General features: G+C 73.4%; 14 protein-coding genes. 5 read left to right on the plus strand and 9 right to left on the minus strand.

Annotation, left to right across the window (positions count from 1 at the left end):
• Positions 1 to 4 precede the first annotated feature (4 nt).
• The 5 genes from DER29_RS31630 (at position 5) to DER29_RS31650 (ending at position 4,456) form a co-directional block, all read left to right on the plus strand.
• Positions 5 to 1,021, plus strand: a complete 1,017-nt coding sequence (locus tag DER29_RS31630; protein WP_121401274.1) for an acyl-CoA dehydrogenase — start codon at positions 5 to 7, stop codon at positions 1,019 to 1,021.
• Positions 1,022 to 1,111: 90 nt separating this feature from the next.
• Positions 1,112 to 1,978, plus strand: a complete 867-nt coding sequence (locus DER29_RS31635) for an enoyl-CoA hydratase (RefSeq protein ID WP_121401275.1) — start codon at positions 1,112 to 1,114, stop codon at positions 1,976 to 1,978.
• Positions 1,979 to 1,981: 3 nt separating this feature from the next.
• On the plus strand, positions 1,982 to 2,761 hold the full coding sequence (locus DER29_RS31640) for an electron transfer flavoprotein subunit beta/FixA family protein (RefSeq protein WP_121396204.1): 780 nt from the start codon (positions 1,982 to 1,984) through the stop codon (positions 2,759 to 2,761).
• Positions 2,762 to 2,772: 11 nt separating this feature from the next.
• Positions 2,773 to 3,732 (plus strand): electron transfer flavoprotein subunit alpha/FixB family protein, encoded by a 960-nt coding sequence (locus DER29_RS31645; protein ID WP_121396203.1) that lies wholly within the window; start codon positions 2,773 to 2,775, stop codon positions 3,730 to 3,732.
• Between the two features lie 139 nt (positions 3,733 to 3,871).
• Positions 3,872 to 4,456 carry a response regulator transcription factor gene (locus DER29_RS31650; protein ID WP_121401276.1) on the plus strand — a complete coding sequence of 195 codons (585 nt, stop codon included), beginning with the start codon at positions 3,872 to 3,874 and terminating at the stop codon, positions 4,454 to 4,456.
• A gap of 6 nt (positions 4,457 to 4,462) precedes the next feature.
• Here the strand turns inward: DER29_RS31650 and DER29_RS31655 are convergent, their stop codons facing one another.
• The 9 genes from DER29_RS31655 to DER29_RS31695 all read right to left on the minus strand — a co-directional run bounded on the left by DER29_RS31655 (position 4,463) and on the right by DER29_RS31695 (position 20,301).
• Positions 4,463 to 4,672 (minus strand): response regulator transcription factor, encoded by a 210-nt coding sequence (locus DER29_RS31655; RefSeq protein WP_121401277.1) that lies wholly within the window; start codon positions 4,670 to 4,672, stop codon positions 4,463 to 4,465.
• A 63-nt stretch (positions 4,673 to 4,735) separates the two neighbouring features.
• Positions 4,736 to 7,912: a non-ribosomal peptide synthetase gene (locus tag DER29_RS31660; RefSeq protein ID WP_121401278.1), complete on the minus strand. Its 3,177-nt coding sequence runs from the start codon at positions 7,910 to 7,912 to the stop codon at positions 4,736 to 4,738.
• Positions 7,902 to 8,903 carry a 2,3-diaminopropionate biosynthesis protein SbnB gene (sbnB, locus tag DER29_RS31665; protein WP_121401279.1) on the minus strand — a complete coding sequence of 334 codons (1,002 nt, stop codon included), beginning with the start codon at positions 8,901 to 8,903 and terminating at the stop codon, positions 7,902 to 7,904. Before sbnB ends, DER29_RS31660 begins: the two co-directional genes overlap by 11 nt.
• Complete coding sequence (gene sbnA / locus DER29_RS31670; RefSeq protein ID WP_121401280.1) at positions 8,897 to 9,913, minus strand: 2,3-diaminopropionate biosynthesis protein SbnA; 1,017 nt, start codon at positions 9,911 to 9,913, stop codon at positions 8,897 to 8,899. Before sbnA ends, sbnB begins: the two co-directional genes overlap by 7 nt.
• On the minus strand, positions 9,900 to 10,355 hold the full coding sequence (gene panD / locus DER29_RS31675; RefSeq protein WP_121401281.1) for an aspartate 1-decarboxylase: 456 nt from the start codon (positions 10,353 to 10,355) through the stop codon (positions 9,900 to 9,902). Before panD ends, sbnA begins: the two co-directional genes overlap by 14 nt.
• Positions 10,356 to 10,357: 2 nt before the next feature.
• Positions 10,358 to 11,635: an MFS transporter gene (locus DER29_RS31680; RefSeq protein ID WP_121401282.1), complete on the minus strand. Its 1,278-nt coding sequence runs from the start codon at positions 11,633 to 11,635 to the stop codon at positions 10,358 to 10,360.
• A 46-nt stretch (positions 11,636 to 11,681) separates the two neighbouring features.
• Positions 11,682 to 18,182, minus strand: coding sequence for a non-ribosomal peptide synthetase (locus DER29_RS31685; RefSeq protein ID WP_121401283.1), 6,501 nt, complete (start codon positions 18,180 to 18,182; stop codon positions 11,682 to 11,684).
• Positions 18,179 to 20,071 carry an amino acid adenylation domain-containing protein gene (locus DER29_RS31690; protein ID WP_199729664.1) on the minus strand — a complete coding sequence of 631 codons (1,893 nt, stop codon included), beginning with the start codon at positions 20,069 to 20,071 and terminating at the stop codon, positions 18,179 to 18,181. The genes DER29_RS31685 and DER29_RS31690 overlap by 4 nt, the downstream gene beginning before the upstream one ends.
• 11 nt (positions 20,072 to 20,082) lie before the next feature.
• Entirely contained in the window at positions 20,083 to 20,301 is a 219-nt protein-coding gene (locus DER29_RS31695; RefSeq protein WP_121401285.1) for an MbtH family NRPS accessory protein, read from the minus strand.
• Positions 20,302 to 20,483: the final 182 nt, after the last annotated feature.

The following is a 20,483-nucleotide window of genomic DNA, read 5'->3' on the forward strand; positions in this document are numbered from 1 at the left end:
AGGCGTGCGTTTCGCTCCGAGTGACGAGCAGCGTGAGCTCGAGGCGGTCGTCCGTCAGGTGCTCACCGAACGGTGCCCGCCGGAGACGGTGCGCGCCGGAGCCGGGTCGGCGCGGGTGGCCTCGCTGGCCGAGAGCCTGGCCGGCCTCGGCGTGGCGGGGCTGCTCGTGGCCGAGGACGACGGCGGGCTGGGCCTGGACGAGAACCATCTCGTGTCGGTCTTCGCGCAGATCGGGTACGCCGCCGCGCCGCTGCCGCTCGCGGCGACCCTCGCGGTCGCTCCGGCGGTGCTTGTCGCGGGCGCCCCGGACCTGCTGGCGAGCCTTGTCGAGGGGTCTCTCACGGTAGGTGCCGACCCTGCGGCGACCGGGCGGGTCGCGTTCGGTTCGGGTGTCGACCTGGTGCTGAGCGGCGGCTTCGGCGGGACCGGGCGCGTCGAGGTTCTCGACGTGTCGGAGGCGACGGCCTCGGCGTCGCCGTCGGTGGACTTCGCGCTGGACCTGACCGGGTACGCGGGCGCGCGGCTCGTGGCGACCGTGGACGACCCGCGGGTGGTACGGCTGGCCTGGGAGCGGGGAGTGCTGGCGGCCTCGGCCGAGCTCATCGGGCTGTCCCGACGGATGCTCGACCTCACGGTGGAGCACGTGCGCACCAGAGAGCAGTTCGGGGTGCCGATCGGCAGCTTCCAGGCGGTCAAGCACCACCTCGCCACGGCGCTGCTGCAACTGGAGTTCGCCGCGCCGGTGGTGGCGACGGCCGGGTTCGAGCTGGCCGCGGGCGTCCCGGGCCGGCTGCGCTCACTGGCGACGGCCAAGGCGTTGGCGTCCGAGGCGGCGCACGTCGTGGGCCGGGCCGCTCTGCAGTGCCACGGCGCGATCGGGTACACGACCGAGTACGACCTGCAACTGTTCCTCAAGCGGTCGTGGGCGCTGGAGTCGTCGTGGGGCAGCTCCGCCTGGCACCGGGCGGCCCTGCTGGAGGACCTCGGTGTCGGCCTGACCGGCGCGCGACCCGCGTCCTGACCGCTGGCCCCGCAGGCACTCGACGGTGCCCCGCCGGCCGGCCCATGACCCTCACGACGTGCACCCGACCCGGGCGAGAAGGAGATGCAGATGAGCGAGACCAGCGGCGCGGCGGTGGAGGTCGTCCGGTACGAGACGCGGGGGCCGGTGGCCGTCGTGACGATGAACCGGCCGGAGTACCGCAACGCGCAGAACTCGGCGATGACCTACGCCCTCGACGACGCGTTCTACCGGGCAGCCGCCGACGACGAGGTGAAGGTCATCGTCCTGGCAGGTGCGGGCAAGCACTTCTCGGCCGGCCACGACATCGGCACGCCGGGTCGCGACGTCGACTCGTCGTTCGACCGGCGCGCCGGCCTGTGGTGGGACCACGTCGGAAAGGCCGGGGTGGACAGCCGGTTCGCCCGCGAGTCCGAGGTGTACCTCGGGATGTGCCGCCGCTGGCGTGAGCTGCCCAAGCCGATGATCGCCATGGTGCAGGGAGCGTGTGTCGCCGGTGGCCTCATGCTCGCCTGGGCGTGCGACCTGATCGTTGCCTCGGACGACGCGTTCTTCGCCGACCCGGTCGTGCGCATGGGAATCCCCGGGGTCGAGTACTTCGCCCACCCGTGGGTGCTGGGTCCGCGGTTCGCCAAGGAGTTCCTCTTCACCGGTGACCGGATGGCGGCGGCCCGCGCGGCCGAGCTCGGCATGGTCAACCGCGTTGTCGCCAGGGACGATCTCGAGGCGGAGGTCATGGGGCTCGCCGCCCGGATCGCACAGATGCCGCGGCTGGGTCTCGCGCTGACCAAGAGGGCGGTCAACCAGGCCGAGGACCTCATGGGCCTGCGGGACGGGATGGATTCGGTGTTCGGGCTGCACCACGCGGCCCACGCGCACAACGCCGAGGTGGGCAATGATCCCCTCGGCGGCCAGGACGCCCGGAGCATGCGTGACGCCGCGAGAAGGGAAGGGTGAGCGATGAACATCGTCGTACTCGTCAAGCAGGTGCCTGATTCGGGCGCGGACCGCAGCCTGCGTACTGACGACAACACCGTCGACCGCGGTTCGGCGAACAACGTGATCAACGAGATGGACGAGTACGCCATCGAGGAGGCGTTGAAGATCAAGGAGGCGCACGGGGGTGAGGTGACGGTCCTGACGATGGGTCCGGACCGGGCGACCGAGTCGATCCGTAAGGCGCTGTCGATGGGCCCGGACAAGGCGGTGCACGTGCTGGACGACGCCCTGCACGGCTCCTGCGCCGTGGCCACGTCGAAGGTCCTCGCCGCCGCGCTCGGTCAGTTGAACGCCGATCTGGTGTTGTGTGGCAGCGAGTCGACCGATGGCCGGGTGCAGGTGATGCCGCACATGCTCGCCGAGCGGTTGGGCATCGCGGCGCTGACCGGCGCCCGCAAGCTCACCGTCGACGGTGCGACCCTGACCGTCGAGCGGCAGACCGAGGAGGGCTACGAGGTGGTCACCGCCACCACGCCCGCCGTGGTCTCCGTCTGGGACACCATCAACGAGCCGCGGTATCCGTCGTTCAAGGGCATCATGGCCGCGAAGAAGAAGCCGGTGCAGACGCTGTCCCTGGCCGATCTCGGGGTGGCTGCGGCGGAGGTGGGTTTCGAGGGCGCGACCAGCGCCGTGCTGGAGCATTCGAAGCGTCCGCCGCGCTCCGGCGGCGCGAAGGTCACCGACGAGGGCGACGGCGGCGTGAAGCTGGTCGAGTTCCTCGCTGCCGAGAAGTTCGTGTGAGGGGTCTGGACATGTCTGAGGTTCTCGTCGTCGTCGAAGCCACCCGGGAGTTCGGCGTCAAGAAGGTCACCCTGGAGATGCTCACCCTCGCCCGCGAGCTGGGCAGCCCGAGCGCGGTCGTGCTCGGCGGCCCCGGCGCTGCCGAGGCGTTGAGCGCCAGGCTGGGCGAGTACGGTGCGGAGAAGGTCTACGCGGCCGAGAGCGAGGAGATCGACGGCTACCTGGTGGCGCCGAAGGCGACCGTGGTGGCCGAGTTGGTGTCGCGGGTGCAGCCGGCCGCTGTGCTGCTGGCGTCGTCGCAGGAGGGCAAGGAGATCGCCGCCCGGCTGGCGGTGAAGTTGGACAACGGCATCCTGACCGACGTGGTCGGTCTGGCCGCCGACGGCACCGCCACGCAGGTGGCGTTCGCCGGTTCCGCGATCGTCAAGTCGAAGGTCACCCGGGGTCTGCCGTTGGTCACGGTGCGGCCGAACTCGGTCAACCCGACCCCGGCGGCGGCCAGCCCGGCGGTGGAGCAGCTCACCGTCGCGGTCGCCGACACCGACAAGCTGGCGAGGGTCGTCGAGCGGGTTGCCGAGCAGAAGGGCTCGCGTCCGGAGCTGACCGAGGCCGGCATCGTGGTCTCGGGTGGTCGTGGTGTCGGTAACGCCGACAACTTCAAGCTGGTCGAGGAGTTGGCCGACCTGCTCGGTGGTGCTGTCGGGGCGTCGCGCGCGGCGGTCGACTCCGGTTACTACCCGCACCAGTTCCAGGTGGGTCAGACCGGTAAGACGGTGTCTCCGCAGCTTTACGTCGCGCTCGGTATCTCGGGTGCGATCCAGCACCGGGCCGGTATGCAGACCTCGAAGACGATCGTCGCGGTCAACAAGGACGGCGAGGCGCCGATCTTCGAGCTGGCTGACTTCGGTGTGGTGGGCGACCTGTTCAAGATCGTCCCGCAGGCCGCGGAGGAGATCCGCAAGCGCAAGTGACACGGCAGTGTCGACCATGCCTAGGGGCGGCCGGGGCGCCGGCCGATGAGGAATATGGGGGCCGTTCCCCGTACCGCTCGCCGCAGCCCCGGTGACATTCTCGTTGCCGTCCGTCAGCGACGAGTCTCTGGAGTGGTGCATGGACGAGCGGATACGGGTGCAGGTCGTCGCCGTCGACCCGGCGGTACGGGTCGGTGTCGACGACATGGTGCAGGTGTGCCCCGAGCTGACCGTGGTGGTCGACCGGCCGGACGTGGTGCTGATGGTGACCGACGAGGTCGGCGACGCGGTGCTGGTCCTGGTGCGTTCGCTGTCCCGCGCCGGCCGGCGGGTGCTGCTGGTGGCCGACAGGTTGCGGGAGTCGGACGTGGTCGAGGCCGTGGAGGCGGGGGCCGGCGGGCTGCTGCGCCGGTGCGAGGTCAGCCCGGACCGGCTGCGTCCGGCGATCCGGGCGACGGCGGACGGCAGCTTCACCGTGCCGTCGGACCTGCTCACCCGCGCCGCCGACCGGGTGCCGGAACGGCCGGCGGCCCGGCAGCTCACCAAGCGGGAGCGGGCGGTGCTGCTCATGCTCGCCGACGGGCACGAGACCGAGGAGATCGCGCGCTCGCTGGCCTACTCGGTCCGTACGGTGACCGGCATCGTGCACACGATCACCCGCCGCTGGCAGGTGCGCAACCGGGCGCAAGCCGTGGCCTGCGCCCTGCGCGAAGGGCTGATCTGAGCCGGGTCAGATCAGCCCGTGCCGGATGGCGTACGCGGTCGCATGGACCCGGTTGGAGACCTGCAACCGGGCCATGAGGTCGTAGATCATGTTCTTCACGCTGTGTGGTGAGCAGCGCAGCTCCCGCGCGATGCCCGCGTTGTCGTACCCCTCGGCGACGAGTTCGAGCACCCGGAGCTGCTGGGCGGTGAGCACGGGCTTCGACGCGTTCCTCATGATCGTCTCCTGGGCGGTGTGGGGTGGCCTACCGACCCAGGCTAGAAACGGCTCGTCGCCCGCTCATCGGGCCGCTTCCCCCAGATTGCCGGCCGCCGCCCCCGCATTGTCCACGCCGGGGTCCCCGACCCACTGCCGGGCCAGCCGCCCGACCGGCTGCTCGGGACGACGCACCGCCGCGGCGAGGATCGCGCTGAAGCCGTCGGCGAACGAAGCCGCCCGGTCGGCGGCGAACAGGTCGTCGTGGTACTGCAACCACCCGGCCAGCCGCGGCCCTTCCTCCCGCACGGTGAGCAGCAGGTCGAACGGGGAACCGCCCTGGCCGTGCCCGAACGGCTCGGCGGCGACCCCGGGCAGCCGGAGCCGGCCGGTCAGGTCGCCGAGGAGTTGGAAGGCGACCTGGACCACCGGGTTGTGGCGCAGGTCGCGCTTCGGACGCAGCGCCGTCACCAGCCGGTCGAAGGGCAGTCCCTGGTGCCGGTACCCGGCCAGCGCCACGTCCCGTACCCGGAACAGCAGGTCGGTGAAGGCCGCCTCGGACGGGCAAGGCAGCCGCAGGGCGAGGGTGTTGGCGAACATCCCGATTCCGTTCTCGGCCTGCTCCGTGTCGCGGTTCGCGGCGAACGTGCCGACCACCAGGTCCTCGCGGCCGGCGAGTCGTCCGACCAGGACGGTGAACGCGGTGAGCAGCACCATGAACGGGGTCGCGCCGGTGGCCCGGGCCAGCGTCCGCACCCCGGCGGTCGTCTCCGCCGACAGGCCGAACCGGACGGTGGCCCCGGTCTGCCGCAGCCGCGCCGGTCGGGGCAGGTCGGTCGGGAGCTCCAGGGTGGGCGGCGCCCCGGCGAGGTGCCGACGCCAGTAGTCCAGGTCGGCCGGGTCGGTCGGCGGCGGCGGGGCCGGCGGCAGCGGGTCGCCGGCCGCCGTGTCGCCCTGGCGGCGCCGCGCGTACGCCTGGCAGAGGTCGCTCCACAGCACGTCCATCGACCAGTCGTCGGCGACGATGTGGTGGATGGTGGCGGCCAGGACGTGCTCCTCGGGGGCCAGCCGCAGCAGGGCGACCCGGAGCAGCGGCCCCTCGGCGAGCGCGAACGGCTCGGCGGCGAGCCGGTCGACGGCCACCCGCGCCTCGGCGAGGTCGGCGACGGTGCGCACCTCGATCGGCACCCGGGCGTCCGGCCCGGTCTCCGCGTACGGCACGCCGCGCCGGGACCGGAAGGTGGTCCGCAGGGCCGGGTGCCGGCGCACCGTGTCCGCCAGGGCGGCGCGCAGCGCGTCGACGTCGACCGGTCCGCGCAGCCGGTAGGACTCGGTGATCGTGTAGGTGGTCGACCCCGGGTCGAGCTGGTCGGCGAACCAGATCCGGTGCTGGGCGGCGCTGAGCGAGCCGGTGGCCGGCCGGTCGGCGTCGACGTCCCGCGCAGCCGACCGGGGCCGGCCGGCTGCGGCACCCCCGCCGGCCGCCGTTCCACCCTCGGCAGTCAACCCGACGAGTTCGGCCACGGTGGCGGTGAGCACGTCGGCGGGGGAGAGCGTCCGGCCCCACAGGTGCCGGACGCGGGAGCAGACCCGGGTGGCCGCCAGCGAGTCGCCGCCCAGCTCGACGAAGGTGTCGTGCACCCCGACCGGTCCGCCGCCGAGCACCTCGGCCCAGATGCCGGCGAGCCGGCGCTCGTCGTCGGTACGCGGGTCGACCCGCTCCCCGCCGCCCACGAGCCGGTGGCCGTCGGGCGCGGGCAGGGCCGCCCGGTCCAGTTTGCCGCTCGGGCCGACCGGCAACGCCGGTACGGCCACGAACACCGACGGGACCATGTGCCCGGGCAGCCGTTCGGCGAGGTGGGCCCGGAGCACCCGGACGCCGGGCACGGTGTCGGCCACCACGTACCCGACGAGCTGCCCGGCGTGCACGGCCGTGGCGGCGGCCCGCATCCCCGGCACGGTACGCAGCGCGGCGTCGATCTCACCCAGCTCGACCCGGTGGCCCCGGATCTTGACCTGGTGGTCGATCCGGCCCAGGTAGTCGACCGCCCCGTCGGGCAGCCGCCGGGCCAGGTCTCCCGTGCGGTACAGCCGGGAGCCGGGCGGGCCGAACGGGTCAGGGACGAACCGCTCGGCCGTCAGCCCGGGCCGGCCGAGGTAGCCCCGGGCGAGCTGCACGCCGGCCAGGCAGAGTTCGCCGACCTCCGCCGGTTCGCCACGCTTGTCCAGGACGTGGGTGCGGGTGTTCGCCACCGCGTGGCCGATGCTGACCGGCTCACCCGCCCGGCAGCGCGACCCGGTCACCTCCACCGCCGCCTCGGTCGGGCCGTAGAGGTTGAGCAGCTCGCAGCCGATCAGCTCGTCGGCTTCGGTGACCAGGTCGTCGGTGAGCTGCTCGCCGCTGCAGACGATCCGGCGCAGGGTGGGGAAGCGGGCGCCGGTGTCGCGGACCTCGGCGAGGAACACCCGCAGCATCGACGGTACGAAGTGGATCGCGGTGATCCCGTACCGGCCGATCGTGTCGATCAGGTAGGCCGGGTCGCGGTGTCCGCCCGGGCGGGCCATCACCAGCCGCGCGCCGGCGGCCAGGGTGCCGAAGACCTCCGGCACCGAGACGTCGAAGCCGTACGGGGTCTTCTGGAGCACCCGGTCGTCGGGGCCCAGCGGATGCGCGTCCAGCCCCCAGCGGACCCGGTTGACGATGGCCCGGTGGGGGATCACCACGCCCTTGGGCCGGCCGGTGGACCCGGAGGTGTAGATGACGTACGCCGGGTGTTCCGGGTCGACGGTGACCCGCGGTCCCCGGGCCGGCCGACCGGTGGTGTCCCGGCTCACCGACACGGTGGCGACGCTCCGGCCCAGCTCGGCGAGCACCGGCAGGTCCGGGTCGGCCACCACGGTGTCCAGCCCCGCGTCGGTGACCAGGAAGGCGAGCCGCCGGGCCGGGTGGTCCGGGTCCAGCGGCACGTAGGCGGCTCCGGCGGTGAGGACGCCGAGCAGGGCCACCACCATGTCGCCGCCCCGGTGCAGGCACACCCCGACCCGGGACTCCGGACCGATGCCCCGGGCGACCAGCACGTCGGCGAGCCGGTCGGCCCGCCCCACCAGTTCGGCGTAGCTGAGCCGTCCGCGCTCGGCGGCCACCGCCACGGCGTCCGGGGTGCGCGCCGCCTGCTCGCGCACCAGCTCGTGCAGGGCCGGTCGTCCCGAACAGCTCCTGGCCGTGTCGTTCCACGGCGCGACGCCCGGCTCAGTCGGCATCCGGGTCCTCCGGCGGCAGGGTCAGGAAGTCCGGCAGCCGGGTGCCGACGCCGTCCCGCTCCGCGGCCCGCCGCACCAGCTCGGCCACGGCGAGGTCGAGCACGCCCAGCCCGAACGGCGAGTAGACGGTGACCCGTTCCGGGTCGTGCCGCCAGCCGGCCCCGCCCAGGATCTCGCCGATGCCGGCGGCGATGAAGTCCCGGTCGCCGCTCTCCTGCTCCGCCAGGTGCAGCGAGGTGGCCGCCCGGCAGACGTGGTCGGCGTCGTCGACCACGTTCACCGCGGTGCGGATGTCCGCCGGGAAGATGTCGCGCAGCGACAGGTGCAGCACGAGCGCCCCCGGCCGGCAGTGCGCCAGCCCCAGGTGCGGTACGCCCGCCGTCGTCGCCAGGCAGACCAGCGGGTGGGCGCCGAGCGCCTCCTCGACGTCGGCGGCGACGCTCACCTTCAGGTCCCACCGCGCGCAGCGCCGGGCGAACGCGGCGGCCCGCCCGGCGTCCAGGTCGAAGAGGGTCACCTCCGTCAGGCCGGGCAGTGCCGCGCGGAGGAACCGCAGCACCTCGAAGTTGATCACGCCGCAGCCGATCAGGGAGACGCCGACGGCCGGCGGGGCGAGGGCGCCGGCGGCCAGGGCGGCGCTGGCGGCCGTCCGGCGGGCGGAGATCGTGGAGCCCTCGATCAGCGCGACCGGGTGACCGTCCGCCATCGAGTTCACGACGATCGCGGCGGAGGCGCGGGCCAGCCCGCGGTCGATGTTGCCGGGGAACGACGAGATCCACTTCATGCCGGCGACCGGGGAGTCGTCGCCCAGGTACGCGGGCAGTCCGATGATCCGGTTGCGGGCGTCCTCCGGGAACCGCAGGAACACCGAGTGCGGCAGCACCGTACGCCCCCGCGCGTGCAGGACGTAGGCGCGGCGGACCGCGTCCAGGACGGCGTCCTCCCGGTCGGCCAGGATCTGCCGGACCTCGCCGGCGGATACGATCAGCATGGCGGCACTTCCATGGTCCGGTCCCTCCACAGGTGGGTGACGTCGCCGAAGTGCCCGGTCACCCAGTCGTCGTCGTAGATCGTGTTCAGGTAGCGCTCACCCCGGTCGGGGAAGATCAGCGCGCAGGTCGCGCCGGCCGGGATCAGGTCGCGCAACTGCTCCAGGGCGGCCACCACCGCGCCGGACGAACCACCGGCGAGGATGGCCTCCCGGCGGGCCAGCCGGCGGCACCCGACCACGCAGTCCAGGTCGTCGACGTGCATCACCTTGTCGGCCAGCCCGTCCCGGTAGAGCTTCGGTCGGACCCCCGCGCCGTGGCCGGGGATGAGCCGCTTGCGCGGGGGGTGGTCACCGAAGATCGCGCTGCCCGCGGCGTCCACCGCGACGATGGTCAGCGCCAGCTCGTGCCGGCGCGCGTAGTCGGCACAGCCGCGCAACGTGCCGCAGGAACTGGTCGCGCAGAACAGGAAGTCCAACGGGGCGGGCACCCCCTCGACGATCTCCCGCATGGTGGTCTCGTGGGCGCGGGGGTTCAGCGGGTTGGCGTACTGGTCCGGCCACCAGGCGTTCGGGATGGTGTCGACCAGTTCCTGGACCCGGCGGATCCGTTGCGGCAGGTACTCACCCGTGGCCGGGTCGGGACGGGTCACCACCTCCACCTCGGCGTCGAACGCGCGCATGACCGCGATGTTCTGCGCGTTCGTCCGGGGGTCCACCACGCAGATGAACCGGATGCCGAAGTAGCGGCACACCTGGGCCAGCCCGATGCCGAGATTGCCCGAACTGGACTCGACCACCACCGATCGGCCGGGTCGCAGCTCCCCGGCCCGGAGCCGGTCGATCAGCATGCCCAGCGCCGAGCGGTCCTTGATGCTGCCGCCCGGGTTGTGCGCCTCCAACTTCGCCCAGAGGGTGAACGGGGCGTCCGGCATGAGCTTGTCCAGCCGGACCAGCGGGGAGCCGCCGATCGTGTTCAGCACCCCGCCGACGTCGGTCTCATCGGCCCGCATGTTCACTCCCGCTACGGGGATCCGCAGCGGCCCGCAGGGTGTCACCGGGAACGGTCGCGGTGCCGGGGATCGCCTCGGCCGGGTCGTCGGTGGTGCCGAGCATCCGGTTGGCCTCGTCCACCATCACCACCCGGGGCGAGTACCCCTTGGCGTCCGGGTCGATCATCGCCGCGTAGCTGATGATGATGACCAGGTCGCCGGGGTGGATCAGCCGGGCGGCGGCCCCGTTGATCCCGATGACCCCGCTGCCGCGTCTGCCGGGGATCACGTACGTCTCCAGGCGGGCGCCGTTGTTGATGTCCACCACGTGCACCTGCTCGCCGGCGAGCAGGTCGGCGGCGTCCATCAGGTCCTCGTCGATGGTCAGCGAGCCGACGTAGTGCAGGTCGGCCTGGGTGACCACCGCGCGGTGGATCTTCGATTTGAGTATGGTGCGCAACACCTTCAGCTCCTCCTTGGGGGCTCGATCGGCAGAAAGCTCGCTCGACGTATCGAGCGGCTCAGCGTCGCCAGGGCGGCGAGCAGGACCATCCAGACGGCCATCGACCACGCGGCGTGTGCCGGCCCGAGCGACTCCAGCAGGTAGCCCCCGGCCAGGGAACCGAGCGCGACCGCGCCGTTGGCCAGCAGGCTGACCGCGCTGAGCACCCGGCCCTGGATGTGGTCGGGGGTCAGGGCCATCTGGTATCCGGCGACCGCCACGTTCCAGATCGGCCCCACGAACCACATCAGGGCGTACGCGGCGCCGATCAGGTAGCGGTCGTCGGTGAGGGCGATGACGCAGGTCATCAGCGCCCACACCCAGTTCGCGGCGATGACGATCGCGCGCATCGGGAACCGCCCGGCGCACCACGTCGCCACCAGCGAGCCGAGCACCCCGCTGGTGCCGGCCACACCGAGCAGCAGGCCGATGGCGGCCGGGGCCGCCCCGGCGGCCTCGAACGCCACGATGATGATCAGGAACAGGACGCGGAACAGCAGGTTGCTGCCGGCGACCAGCAGGGTGGCCGTGCGCAGGAACGGCTGCCCCCACAACCACCGCAGCCCGTGCGTGAGTTCGGCGGCCAGCTTCCCGGGACGGGCGTCGGGGTCGGTCGCGTCACCCGGCGTGGCCTGGAAGTCGCGGCGGATGAACAGCAGCGTCAGCAGGGAGACCAGGTAGGAGACGGTGTCCAGCACGAACGGCCAGATCCGCCCCAGCCCGAACAGCGCGCCGCCGAGCGGGGTGCCGGCCATCACCGCGGCCCGCTCACGGGCCTCGTTGCGCGACAGCGCCGTGGTCACCTGGCTCGGGTGCACCACGTTCGGGATCGCGGCGCCGGCCGCCAGCTCGTACCCGACCGACAGCGTCCCCTCGACGAAACCGACGGCCAGCACGTGCCACAGGTGCAGCTCGTCGACGGCGATCGCCGCCACGATGCTGCCCACCCCCAGGGCCCGCAGCACGTCGCACCAGATCATCACCCGCTTGCGGTCCCACCGGTCCACCAGCGCCCCGGCCGGCAGCTGGAACAGCAGCGTCGGCAGCAGCGCCACGAAACCGGCCAGGCCGGCGGCGCCCGGCGAGCCGGTCAGCGCCAGCACCAGCAGCGGGTACGCCACCAGCGACGCGGTCGAGCCGAGCATGGAGACCGCCGAGCCGCTCCACAGCAGCAGGAAGTCCCGGTTGCGGTGCAGCGGCGGGATCCGCTCCCCGACGACCGGAGCGTCGACCCGGCTCACCGGTCGCCACCGATCCGGCGGCGACCGGCGGTGCCCCCGCGCGCGGTCACCGGGCACCCCGGCGGGCGGCGACGTCGGCCAGCCGGCTCCGGGCGGTCAGCCTGGGGACCGCCGGCCGGTCGTCCAGCTTCGGGTAGCCGGGCAGCGCCCCGACCAGCCGGGCGACGGTCGGGTGGTCGAACAGGGCCCGGACCGGCACGTCGACGCGGAGCAGGTCCCGCAGCCGGACCGCGACCCGGGTGGCCAGCAGCGAATGCCCGCCGACCTGGAAGAAGTTATCGTGCACGCCCACCTCGCCGGTGCCGAGCACCTCGCCCCACACCTGCGCGACGGTCCGCTCGTCGGCGGTACGCGGCGCCACCCGCACGGGTTCCCGCCGGCTGCCGGCACCGGGTCGCGGCACCGGCAGGGCGTTGCGGTCGACCTTGCCGGTCGGGGTGAGCGGGAAGGCGTCCAGCGTCACGTAGGCGGCCGGGCACAGGTAGTCCGGCAGCGTACGGAGCAGGAACTCGCGCAGCTGTTCGCCGGTCGGCACCGGGTGCCGCCCCCCGCCGACCAGGTACGCGACCAGCTCCTGCTCCCCGCCGTACCGCTGCGGGTGCACCACGGCGGCCCGGACGTGCTCGTGGGCCAGCAGCGCCGCCTCGACCTCGGCCGGTTCGATCCGGTGCCCCCGGATCTTCACCTGGTGGTCGACGCGGCCGAGGATCTCCAGGTGCCCGTCGGCGTGCCAGCGGGCCAGGTCGCCGGTGCGGTACATGCGCGCGCCCGGCGCCGTGGAGTGCGGGTCGGGAACGAACTTCTCCGCCGTGAGGGCGGGCCGGCCCCGGTAGCCCCAGGACACCCCGTCCCCGCCGATGTGGACCTCACCGGGGACGCCGACCGGGACCGGCTCCAGCCGCTCGTCCAGGATGTGGAGCCCGGCGTTCGGGGCCATGCCGAAGTCGACGGGTCGGCCGTCGGGGGCCAGCCGGGTCGTGGTCGACCAGACCGTGGTCTCGGTCGGCCCGTAGATGTCCCACACGGTGGCCCCGGTCGACGCGAGCCGGACCGCCAGCTCGATCGGCAGCTTCTCGCCGCCGCAGAGCACGGTCGCACCCGGCGGTGCGGACCAGCCGGAGTCCAGCAGCATCCGGTACGTGACCGGGGTGGCCTGGAGCACCGTCGGCCCGGCGCGGTCGATCAGCTCGGCCATCCGCTGCGGGTCGCGGGTCTGCTCCGCGTCGGCGATCACCACCCGGCCGCCGACCAGCAGCGGCAGGTACAGCTCCAGCACCGAGGGGTCGAACGACACGGTGGTCAGGCCGACCACGGTGGCCCCCGCCGGCAGACCCGGCCGGTGCCGCATCGCGGCGAGGAAGTTGCCCAGCCCCCGGTGGCTGATCATCACCCCCTTCGGGGTACCGGTCGACCCCGAGGTGTACATGACGTACGCCAGGTCGTCGGCGGCCGGCCGGTCGGGCAGCCGCTGCTCCGGACGGGCGGCGACCGCCGCGCGCTCGGCGTCCAGCAGTACCGTCCGGATTCCGGCGGCGTCGAGCCGCCCGGCCAGCGCGGTCTCCGTCACCATCACCCGCGCACCGGCGTCGGCCAGCATGAAGGCGGTCCGCTGTGCCGGGTGGTCCGGGTCCAGCGGCAGGTACGCGCCACCGGCGGCCAGCACGGCGAGGAACACCACGACCAGGTCCGCGCTCCGGTTCAGGTGCACCCCGACCAGCGTCCCCGGCCGGACGCCCAGCTCCCGCAGGTGGTGGGCGAGGCGGTTGGTCCGCCGCTCGAGCTCGGCGTAGCTGAGCACGTCGTCGCCGAAGACCACCGCGTCCGCGTCCGGGGTGGCCGCCACCTGCCGGGCGACCAGCTCGGGCAGCGTTCCGTCCGGGACCGGCAGCGCTCCGCCGGCGCCGAGGTCGAGCAGGGCGCGCCGGTCGGGCTCCGGCAGTCCGCACCGGCGCGGGTCACCCGACGGGTCGGCGACCATCGCCTCCAGCACCCACCGGTAGCTGCGGGTGACCAGGTCCAGGTGGCCGTCGGAGATCCGGTCGGTGCCGGCCTCGATGATCAGCTGACCGGGCTCGCTGGACACGGAGAGGCCGAACTCGTTCGGGGTGGTGTCGGTGATGGCCGACCGGTCGATGCCGTCGAGGTCGAGCACGTGCATGTCGGTGTAGTTGAAGAAGACGTCCACCAGGGGCTTCTGGTCGCCCCACTCGCGCTGCATCGCCGGCAGCGGGTAGTGCCGGTGCGGCCAGAGCGCGACCTCCCCGGCGAAGACCAGGCGGGCCTGCTCGGCCCACGTCGACGCGGTCAGCTCCACCGCGAACGGCACGGTGTTGAGGAACATCCCGCGCACCTGGTCGCCGTCGGTCAGCTCGGGTCGTCCGTTGCAGACCAGTCCGGTGTGGAAGCGCCGCTGCCCCGTCAGGATGCCCAGCACGGTCAGGTGCGCGGTGAACAGCAGGCTCTTCAGCGGTACGTCCGCCGTCCGAGCCAGCTCGCGCAGGCCCGGCACCAGGTCGGCGAACGGCAACCGCACCGCCCGGTACCGGGCCCCCTCGCCCGCCCACGCCGCCGGGATGCCGAGCCGCTCATGGGTCCGTACCCGGGACCCCCAGAACTCCCGGTCCACCCCGGCGGCCACCGCCCGGCGTTCGAGCGCCACCGCGTCGGCGAACCGGACGGCCGGTACGGGGGCGGGCCGCGGATCCTGCCCGTCCCGGATCCGGCGGTAGTAGGCCAGCAGCTCCGGGACCAGCGAGTTCTGGCTCCAGCCGTCCAGGATGGCGTGGCTGTAGCTGACCAGCAGCCGCCACCGGTCGTCGCCCAGCTGGTAGGCGTGCAGCCGCAGCAGCGACGGCGTGCCCAGGTCGAACCGGCCCCGCCGCTCCTCGGCGACCAGCCGGGCCACCGTGCTCTCCTGCTCGGCGGCCGGTACGCCCCGCAGGTCGGTGTGGCCGACCCGGATCTCCGCGGTCGGGTGGATGAGCTGGAGCGGCTCGCGGTACCCGGTCAGGTCGATCGAGGCCCGCAGGATCTCGTGCCGGGCGGCGAGCAGTTGGGCGGCGGCGTGCAGGGCGGGCAGCGAGAACGCGTCGCCCTCGACCGGGTAGCAGAGGCTGTTCAGGTAGAGGTCGCCGGTCGGGTCGGCGAGCGTCTCGTACGCCATGCCGGCCTGCACCATCGACAGCGGGTACGCGTCGACGACGCCCTCGGGAAGTCGGGCCCGGTCCTCCTCGCCGATCAGCGCGAACCGGTCCACCAGGCGGGTGGCCTCGGCCGGCAGCCCGCACTGCCGGGCGTCGACGGCCTCGGCGAGTTCGGCGACCGTCCGGTACCGGAAGAGGTCCGTGACGGTGAGGTCGAGCCCCTGCTCGCGGAGGTGTCCGACGACCCGGATGGCGCGGATGCTGTCGCCGCCGATGTCGAAGAAGCGGTCGTGGATGCCGACCGGTCGGTCGTGCCCGCCCGCGTCGGCGGGGTCGGCCCCACGACCGTCGGTGAGGGCGTAAGCGTAGGCGGTGGCGATGAGGTGCTGGGTGGGGGTGCCGGGCGGGGTGTGGTCGGCGCTCCGGGCGACGGGGGCGTCAGGCGGGGGAAGCGCGTTGCGGTCGATCTTCCCGCTGCTGGTGAGCGGGAGTTCGGTGAGGGTGATCCAGTGGGTGGGGACCATGTACTCGGGCAGCCGCGCGCGCAGGTGGGCGCGCAGGGTGTCGGCGTCGACGGTGTGGCCGTCGGCGGCGACGAGGTAGGCGGCGAGTCGCCGGTCGTCGCCGGGTCCGTGCGGGTGGACGACGGCGGCCTGGACGGCGGGGTGGTCGGCGAGGGTGGTCTCGATCTCGCCGAGTTCGATGCGGTTGCCGCGGATCTTGACCTGATGGTCGAGGCGGCCGAGGTACTCGATGGTGCCGTCCGGACGCCAGCGGGCCTGGTCGCCGGTGCGGTATGCGCGATGCCCGTCGTCGGTGGGGATGAAGCGGGCGGCGGTGAGCGCGGGCCGGCGGTGGTAGCCGCGGGCCAGTTGGACGCCGGTGAGGAGGAGTTCTCCGGGTACGCCGACGGGGACCGGGTTGCCCCAGGGGTCGTGGATGTGGGTACCGGTGTTGGCGATGGGGGAGCCGATGGTGACGCTCTGTCCGGGGTGGACGCGGGTGGCCGTCACGTCGACGGCGGCCTCGGTGGGTCCGTAGAGGTTGTGCAGCTCGACGTCGAGGTGGGCGTGCACGGTGGTGGCGAGGTCGTCGGGGAGAGCCTCGCCGGAGCAGACGATGCGGCGGAGGTGGGGCAGGGCGGTGCGGGTGGTGACGAGGTGGGCGGCGAAGGCGCGCAGCATCGAGGGAACGAAGTGGACGGTGGTGACGTGCCGCCGGTTGATGGTCTCGGCGAGGTAGGTGGGGTCGCGGTGCCCGTCGGGGCGGGCCATGACGAGGGTCGCGCCGGTGGTCAGGGGCCAGAAGAACTCCCAGACGCTGACGTCGAAGGTGTGCGGGGTCTTCTGCAGGATCCGGTCGGTGTGGTCGAGGCGGTAGGTGCCCTGCATCCAGCGGAGCCGGTTGACGATCGCGCGGTGGTCGACGAGGACGCCCTTGGGGCGGCCGGTGGAGCCCGAGGTGTAGATCAGGTAGGCGGGGCTACGGTCGTCGACGGTGGCGCCGGGTCGTGCGGCGGGTTCGTCGGCGAGCGTCGGGTCGTCGAGGTGGACCAGCGGGCCGGGGTGCCAGTCGTGCTGGTCGGGGGCATCCACCAGGGTGACGGGGTCGCCGGCGTCGGCGAGCGTCCAGCGGAGCCGGTCGACGGGGTGGGTGGGGTCGAGCGGGAGGTAGGCCGCGCCGGTCTTGAGCACGGCGACGAGGGCCACGGCGAGGGCGACGCGGCGTCGCGCGCTGACGGCGACGATCCGCTCGGGGCCGGCGCCGAGGGCGATCAGCCGGTGGGCGAGCTGGTTGGCGCGGGCGTCGAGCTGGGCGTACGTCAGCTCGTGGCGCTCGTCGACCACGGCGACCGCGTCGGGGGTGGCGTCGGCCTGGGCCTCGATCAGCTGGTGCAGCAGCGTGTGGCGGGGGTGGTCGACGGCGGTGTCGTTCCAGGCCGCGAGCTGGGCCGTCTCGGTGTCGGTGAGCATGGGCAGCCGGGTGACCGGGGCGTCCGGGGCGGTGACGACGGCGCTCAGCAGCTGCCGGTAGTGCCCGGCCAGCCGCCGCACGGTCGCGTCGTCGAACAGCGCCGTCGCGTACTCGACGACCCCGGAGAAGGAGCCGTCCGCCTCCTCGGTCATCTGCATGGTCAGGTCGAACTTCGCGGTGTGCCAGAGCGTCGGCACCTGCCGCGCGCGCAGCCCCGCCCCGGCGAAGTCGGCCGCCGTGGCGTTCTGCATGACGAACATGGTCTGGAACAGCGGGTTGCGGGACAGGTCCCGCTGCGGGGACAGCGCGTCCACGATCCGCTCGAACGGCACGTCCTGGTGCGACTGCGCGTCCAGCACCGCCTCCCGGACCCGGGCCAGCACCTCGACGAAGCTCGGCTCGCCGGACAGGTCGGTCCGCAGCACCAGCGTGTTGACGAAGTACCCGATCAGGTCCTGGACCTCGGGGCGGGTACGCCCGGCGACCGGGGTGCCCACCGCGACGTCGGTCTGCCCGGTGTAGCGGGTCAGCAGGACCTGGAACGCGGCCAGCAGCACCATGAACGGGGTCGCCCGGTGCTGCCGCCCGATCGAGGCGAGGGTGCGACCGAGGTCGGCCGGCACGGTGAACGGCAGCGTCGCGCCCCGGGGATCCTGCACCGGCGGGCGGGGCCGGTCGGTCGGCAGCTCCAGCGGCACGAGGCCGGCCAGCCGGTCGCGCCAGTGGTCGAGCTGCCCGGCCAGGCCGGCCGCCCGGTCCCGCTGCCGCACCGCGAAGTCCGCGTACTGGAACCGCAGCGGGGCGAGCGGGGACGGCTCGCCGGCGACCAGCGCCGGGTAGAGCGCGCCGAGTTCCCGGGCCAGTACGCCGACCGACCAGCCGTCGAACGCGATGTGGTGGGCGACCAGCACCATGACGTGCTCGTCCTCGGCGAGCCGGACCAGCCGGACCCGCAGCGGCGCGTCCCGACCCAGGTCGAACGGGATGCTCGCCTCGTTGCGGATCAGCGCGTCCAGCCGCTCCCGCCGCTCCGCCGCGACGCACCCGGTCAGGTCGACGACGGGCAGCTCGACCGGCACGGCCGGACCGACCACCTGGCTCGGCCGGCCGTCCATGACCTGGTAGCGGGTCCGCAGCACCTCGTGCCGCCGGACCACTTCCCGCCAGGCGTCGCGGAGGGCCACCGGGTCCAGCAGGCCGGTCAACCGCCAGCTGAACGGCACGACGTACTCCGCGCCGCCGGGCCGGATCTGGTCGAGCAGCCACACCCCCTGCTGCGGGTAGGACAGCGGCAGCGGGCCGGTCGGCCGCTGCGGCGAACTCGGGGTGGCCGGCGACCGGTCCGGGGCCCGCCCGGCCAACAGCGCCTCCACCAGCGCCCGACGACGGGCGTCGGTCGTGGTCGGGGACGGGTCCTCGGGAATCGTCATTCCTCGCCCACCTGTGCCAACATCGTCTCCAATTCGGACTCGGACATTCCCGCCACCCGTTCCTCGACGGCCCGCTGGAGCACCGTCGCCAGTTCTGCCACGGTCGGTGCCTCGAAGACCGCACTGACCGGCAGGTCGACCGGGAACCGTTCGTGCAGCAACGCGACGACCTGGGTGGCCAGCAGGGAGTGACCGCCGAGGTCGAAGAAGTCGTCGTGTGTCCCGCAGCGGTCGACGCCCAGCACCTCGGTCCACACCTCGGCGACGGCCCGTTCGGTGGGGGTACGCGGCGCCACCGTCGGTCCGCCGGTCACCGAGCCGGCCGGGGCGGGCTCCGGCAACCGCCGGCGGTCGACCTTTCCGCTGCCGGTCAGCGGCAGGTCGTCGAGCGTCACCCAGCTCTGCGGGACCATGTGCTCCGGAAGCCGCTCGGCCAGGTACGCGCGAACCGCCCGATTGTCGGCCGGCTCCGGGCCGGCCGGCAGCAGGTACGCGACGAGCTGCGGGCCGCCGGCCGCGCCGTGGCGCACGTCCACGACGGCGGCGCGGACGGCGGGGTGCCGGCCGAGTACCGACTCGATCTCGCCCAGTTCGATCCGGAAGCCCCTGATCTTCACCTGCTGGTCCCGCCGGCCCAGGTACTCGATGCTGCCGTCCGGCAGGTACCGGGCCTGGTCGCCGGTGCGGTACATGCGCTGTCCGGGCCGGTCGGCGAACGGGTCGGGGACGAAGCAGGCGGCGGTCAGACCCGGCCGGCCGAGATAGCCCCGGGCGAGCTGGATCCCGGCGAGCACCAGCTCCCCGGGCTCGCCGGCCGGCACCGGCCGCAGCTCGCCGTCCACGATGTACGTGCGGGTGTTGGCCACCGGCCGGCCGATGGTCACCGCCTCGCCGGGCAGGCAGCGGGTGCTGGTCACCTCGACCGCCGCCTCGGTCGGTCCGTAGAGGTTGAACACCTCGCAGTCGAGCCGGTCGTGCGCCGCGGCCACCAGGTCCGCGGGGAGCGCCTCGCCGCTGCACAGCACCTGCCGGATCGACGGCAGGCTGGTCCGGTTGGCGGGCAGCACGTCCAAAAAGGCGCGCAGCATCGACGGCACGAACCGGATCGAGGTGACCTGCCGTTCGGCCACCACCCGGGCCAGGTACGCCGGATCGCGGTGCCCGCCGGGACGGGCCATCACCAGCGTCGCCCCGGTGGTCAGCGGGGAGAAGAGCTCACACACCGAGACGTCGAAGCCGAACGGCGTCTTCTGGAGCACCACGCCGCCGTCGGCGCCCCGGGCGTCCGGCCTCCAGCGCACCCGGTTGACGATCGACCGGTGCTCCACGACCACGCCCTTCGGGCGGCCGGTGGAGCCGGAGGTGTAGATGACGTAGGCGGCGTTGGCCGGGCCGACGACCGGTTCCGGGTCGCCGTCCGGCAGCCCCCGGAGGTCGTCGTCGACCCGGATCGGGGCGTCGGTGGCGGCGGCCAGCGGCCCGTGGTCGACACCCGGGCCGGTGACGACGGTCGTCGCCTCGGAGTCGGTCAGCAGGTAGCGGATCCGGTCCGCCGGCTGGTCCGGGTCCACCGGCAGGTAGGCGCCGCCCGCCTTGAGGACCCCCAGCAGGGCCACCACCAGGTCGACCCCCCGGTGCAGGCACACTCCCACCACCGACTCCGCGCGCACCCCGGCTGCCCGCAGCCGGCGCGCGAGCCGGTTGGCCTCGCGGTTCAGCTCGACGTAGCGGACGGTCCGCTCGTCGGACACCACGGCGATCGCGTCCGGGGTACGCCGTACCTGCTCCTCGACCAGCTCGTGCAGGCACGGGTCGGTCGGGTACCCGACCTCGGTGTCGTTCCACCCTGCCGGGACCCGGTGCCCGTCGGCCGCGGTCAGCTTCGCCATGGCGGTCACGACTACCGGCCCGCCGCCTGCTCCATACGCCGGCGCAGGCTGAGCGGGCGCATGTCGGTCCACACCTCGTCGATCCGCTTCAGGCACTCCTCGCGGGTGCCCTCGGTGCCCTCCGCGCGCCATCCCAGCGGCAGCTCCCGGTCGCCCAGCCAGATCGAGTACTGCTCCTCGTCGTTCATCACGACCCGGTACGCGCGCTCATCGATGTTCTCGTCGGACATGCCGGCTCCTCCTCGGGAAAGGGCAGCCGTGTCGTACGACACGACACTGGTCCCACTGCCGGTCACACCCTGCCGGGACGCCGATCGCCGTACGTAGAGAAGAACTGGCAGAAAAACGCGTACGAGCCTTGCCGGGGATTCTCTTTCTGACCCGTGCCTCAGCGGACAGGCTGAGCCGTGCC

This window comes from Micromonospora sp. M71_S20 (assembly GCF_003664255.1).
Classification (GTDB): domain Bacteria; phylum Actinomycetota; class Actinomycetes; order Mycobacteriales; family Micromonosporaceae; genus Micromonospora.

Excerpts from the sequence above, each read along its gene's own strand:
- DER29_RS31695 (WP_121401285.1), bottom strand. The coding sequence starts at position 20,301 with ATGTCCGACGAGAACATCGATGAGCGCGCGTACCGGGTCGTGATGAAC.
- DER29_RS31685 (WP_121401283.1), bottom strand. The coding sequence starts at position 18,182 with ATGACGATTCCCGAGGACCCGTCCCCGACCACGACCGACGCCCGTCGT.
- DER29_RS31655 (WP_121401277.1), bottom strand. The coding sequence starts at position 4,672 with ATGAGGAACGCGTCGAAGCCCGTGCTCACCGCCCAGCAGCTCCGGGTG.
- DER29_RS31690 (WP_199729664.1), bottom strand. The coding sequence starts at position 20,071 with ATGGCGAAGCTGACCGCGGCCGACGGGCACCGGGTCCCGGCAGGGTGG.
- DER29_RS31640 (WP_121396204.1), top strand. The coding sequence starts at position 1,982 with ATGAACATCGTCGTACTCGTCAAGCAGGTGCCTGATTCGGGCGCGGAC.
- sbnB (WP_121401279.1), bottom strand. The coding sequence starts at position 8,903 with ATGCTGATCGTATCCGCCGGCGAGGTCCGGCAGATCCTGGCCGACCGG.
- DER29_RS31650 (WP_121401276.1), top strand. The coding sequence starts at position 3,872 with ATGGACGAGCGGATACGGGTGCAGGTCGTCGCCGTCGACCCGGCGGTA.
- DER29_RS31635 (WP_121401275.1), top strand. The coding sequence starts at position 1,112 with ATGAGCGAGACCAGCGGCGCGGCGGTGGAGGTCGTCCGGTACGAGACG.
- DER29_RS31660 (WP_121401278.1), bottom strand. The coding sequence starts at position 7,912 with ATGCCGACTGAGCCGGGCGTCGCGCCGTGGAACGACACGGCCAGGAGC.
- sbnA (WP_121401280.1), bottom strand. The coding sequence starts at position 9,913 with ATGCGGGCCGATGAGACCGACGTCGGCGGGGTGCTGAACACGATCGGC.
- DER29_RS31645 (WP_121396203.1), top strand. The coding sequence starts at position 2,773 with ATGTCTGAGGTTCTCGTCGTCGTCGAAGCCACCCGGGAGTTCGGCGTC.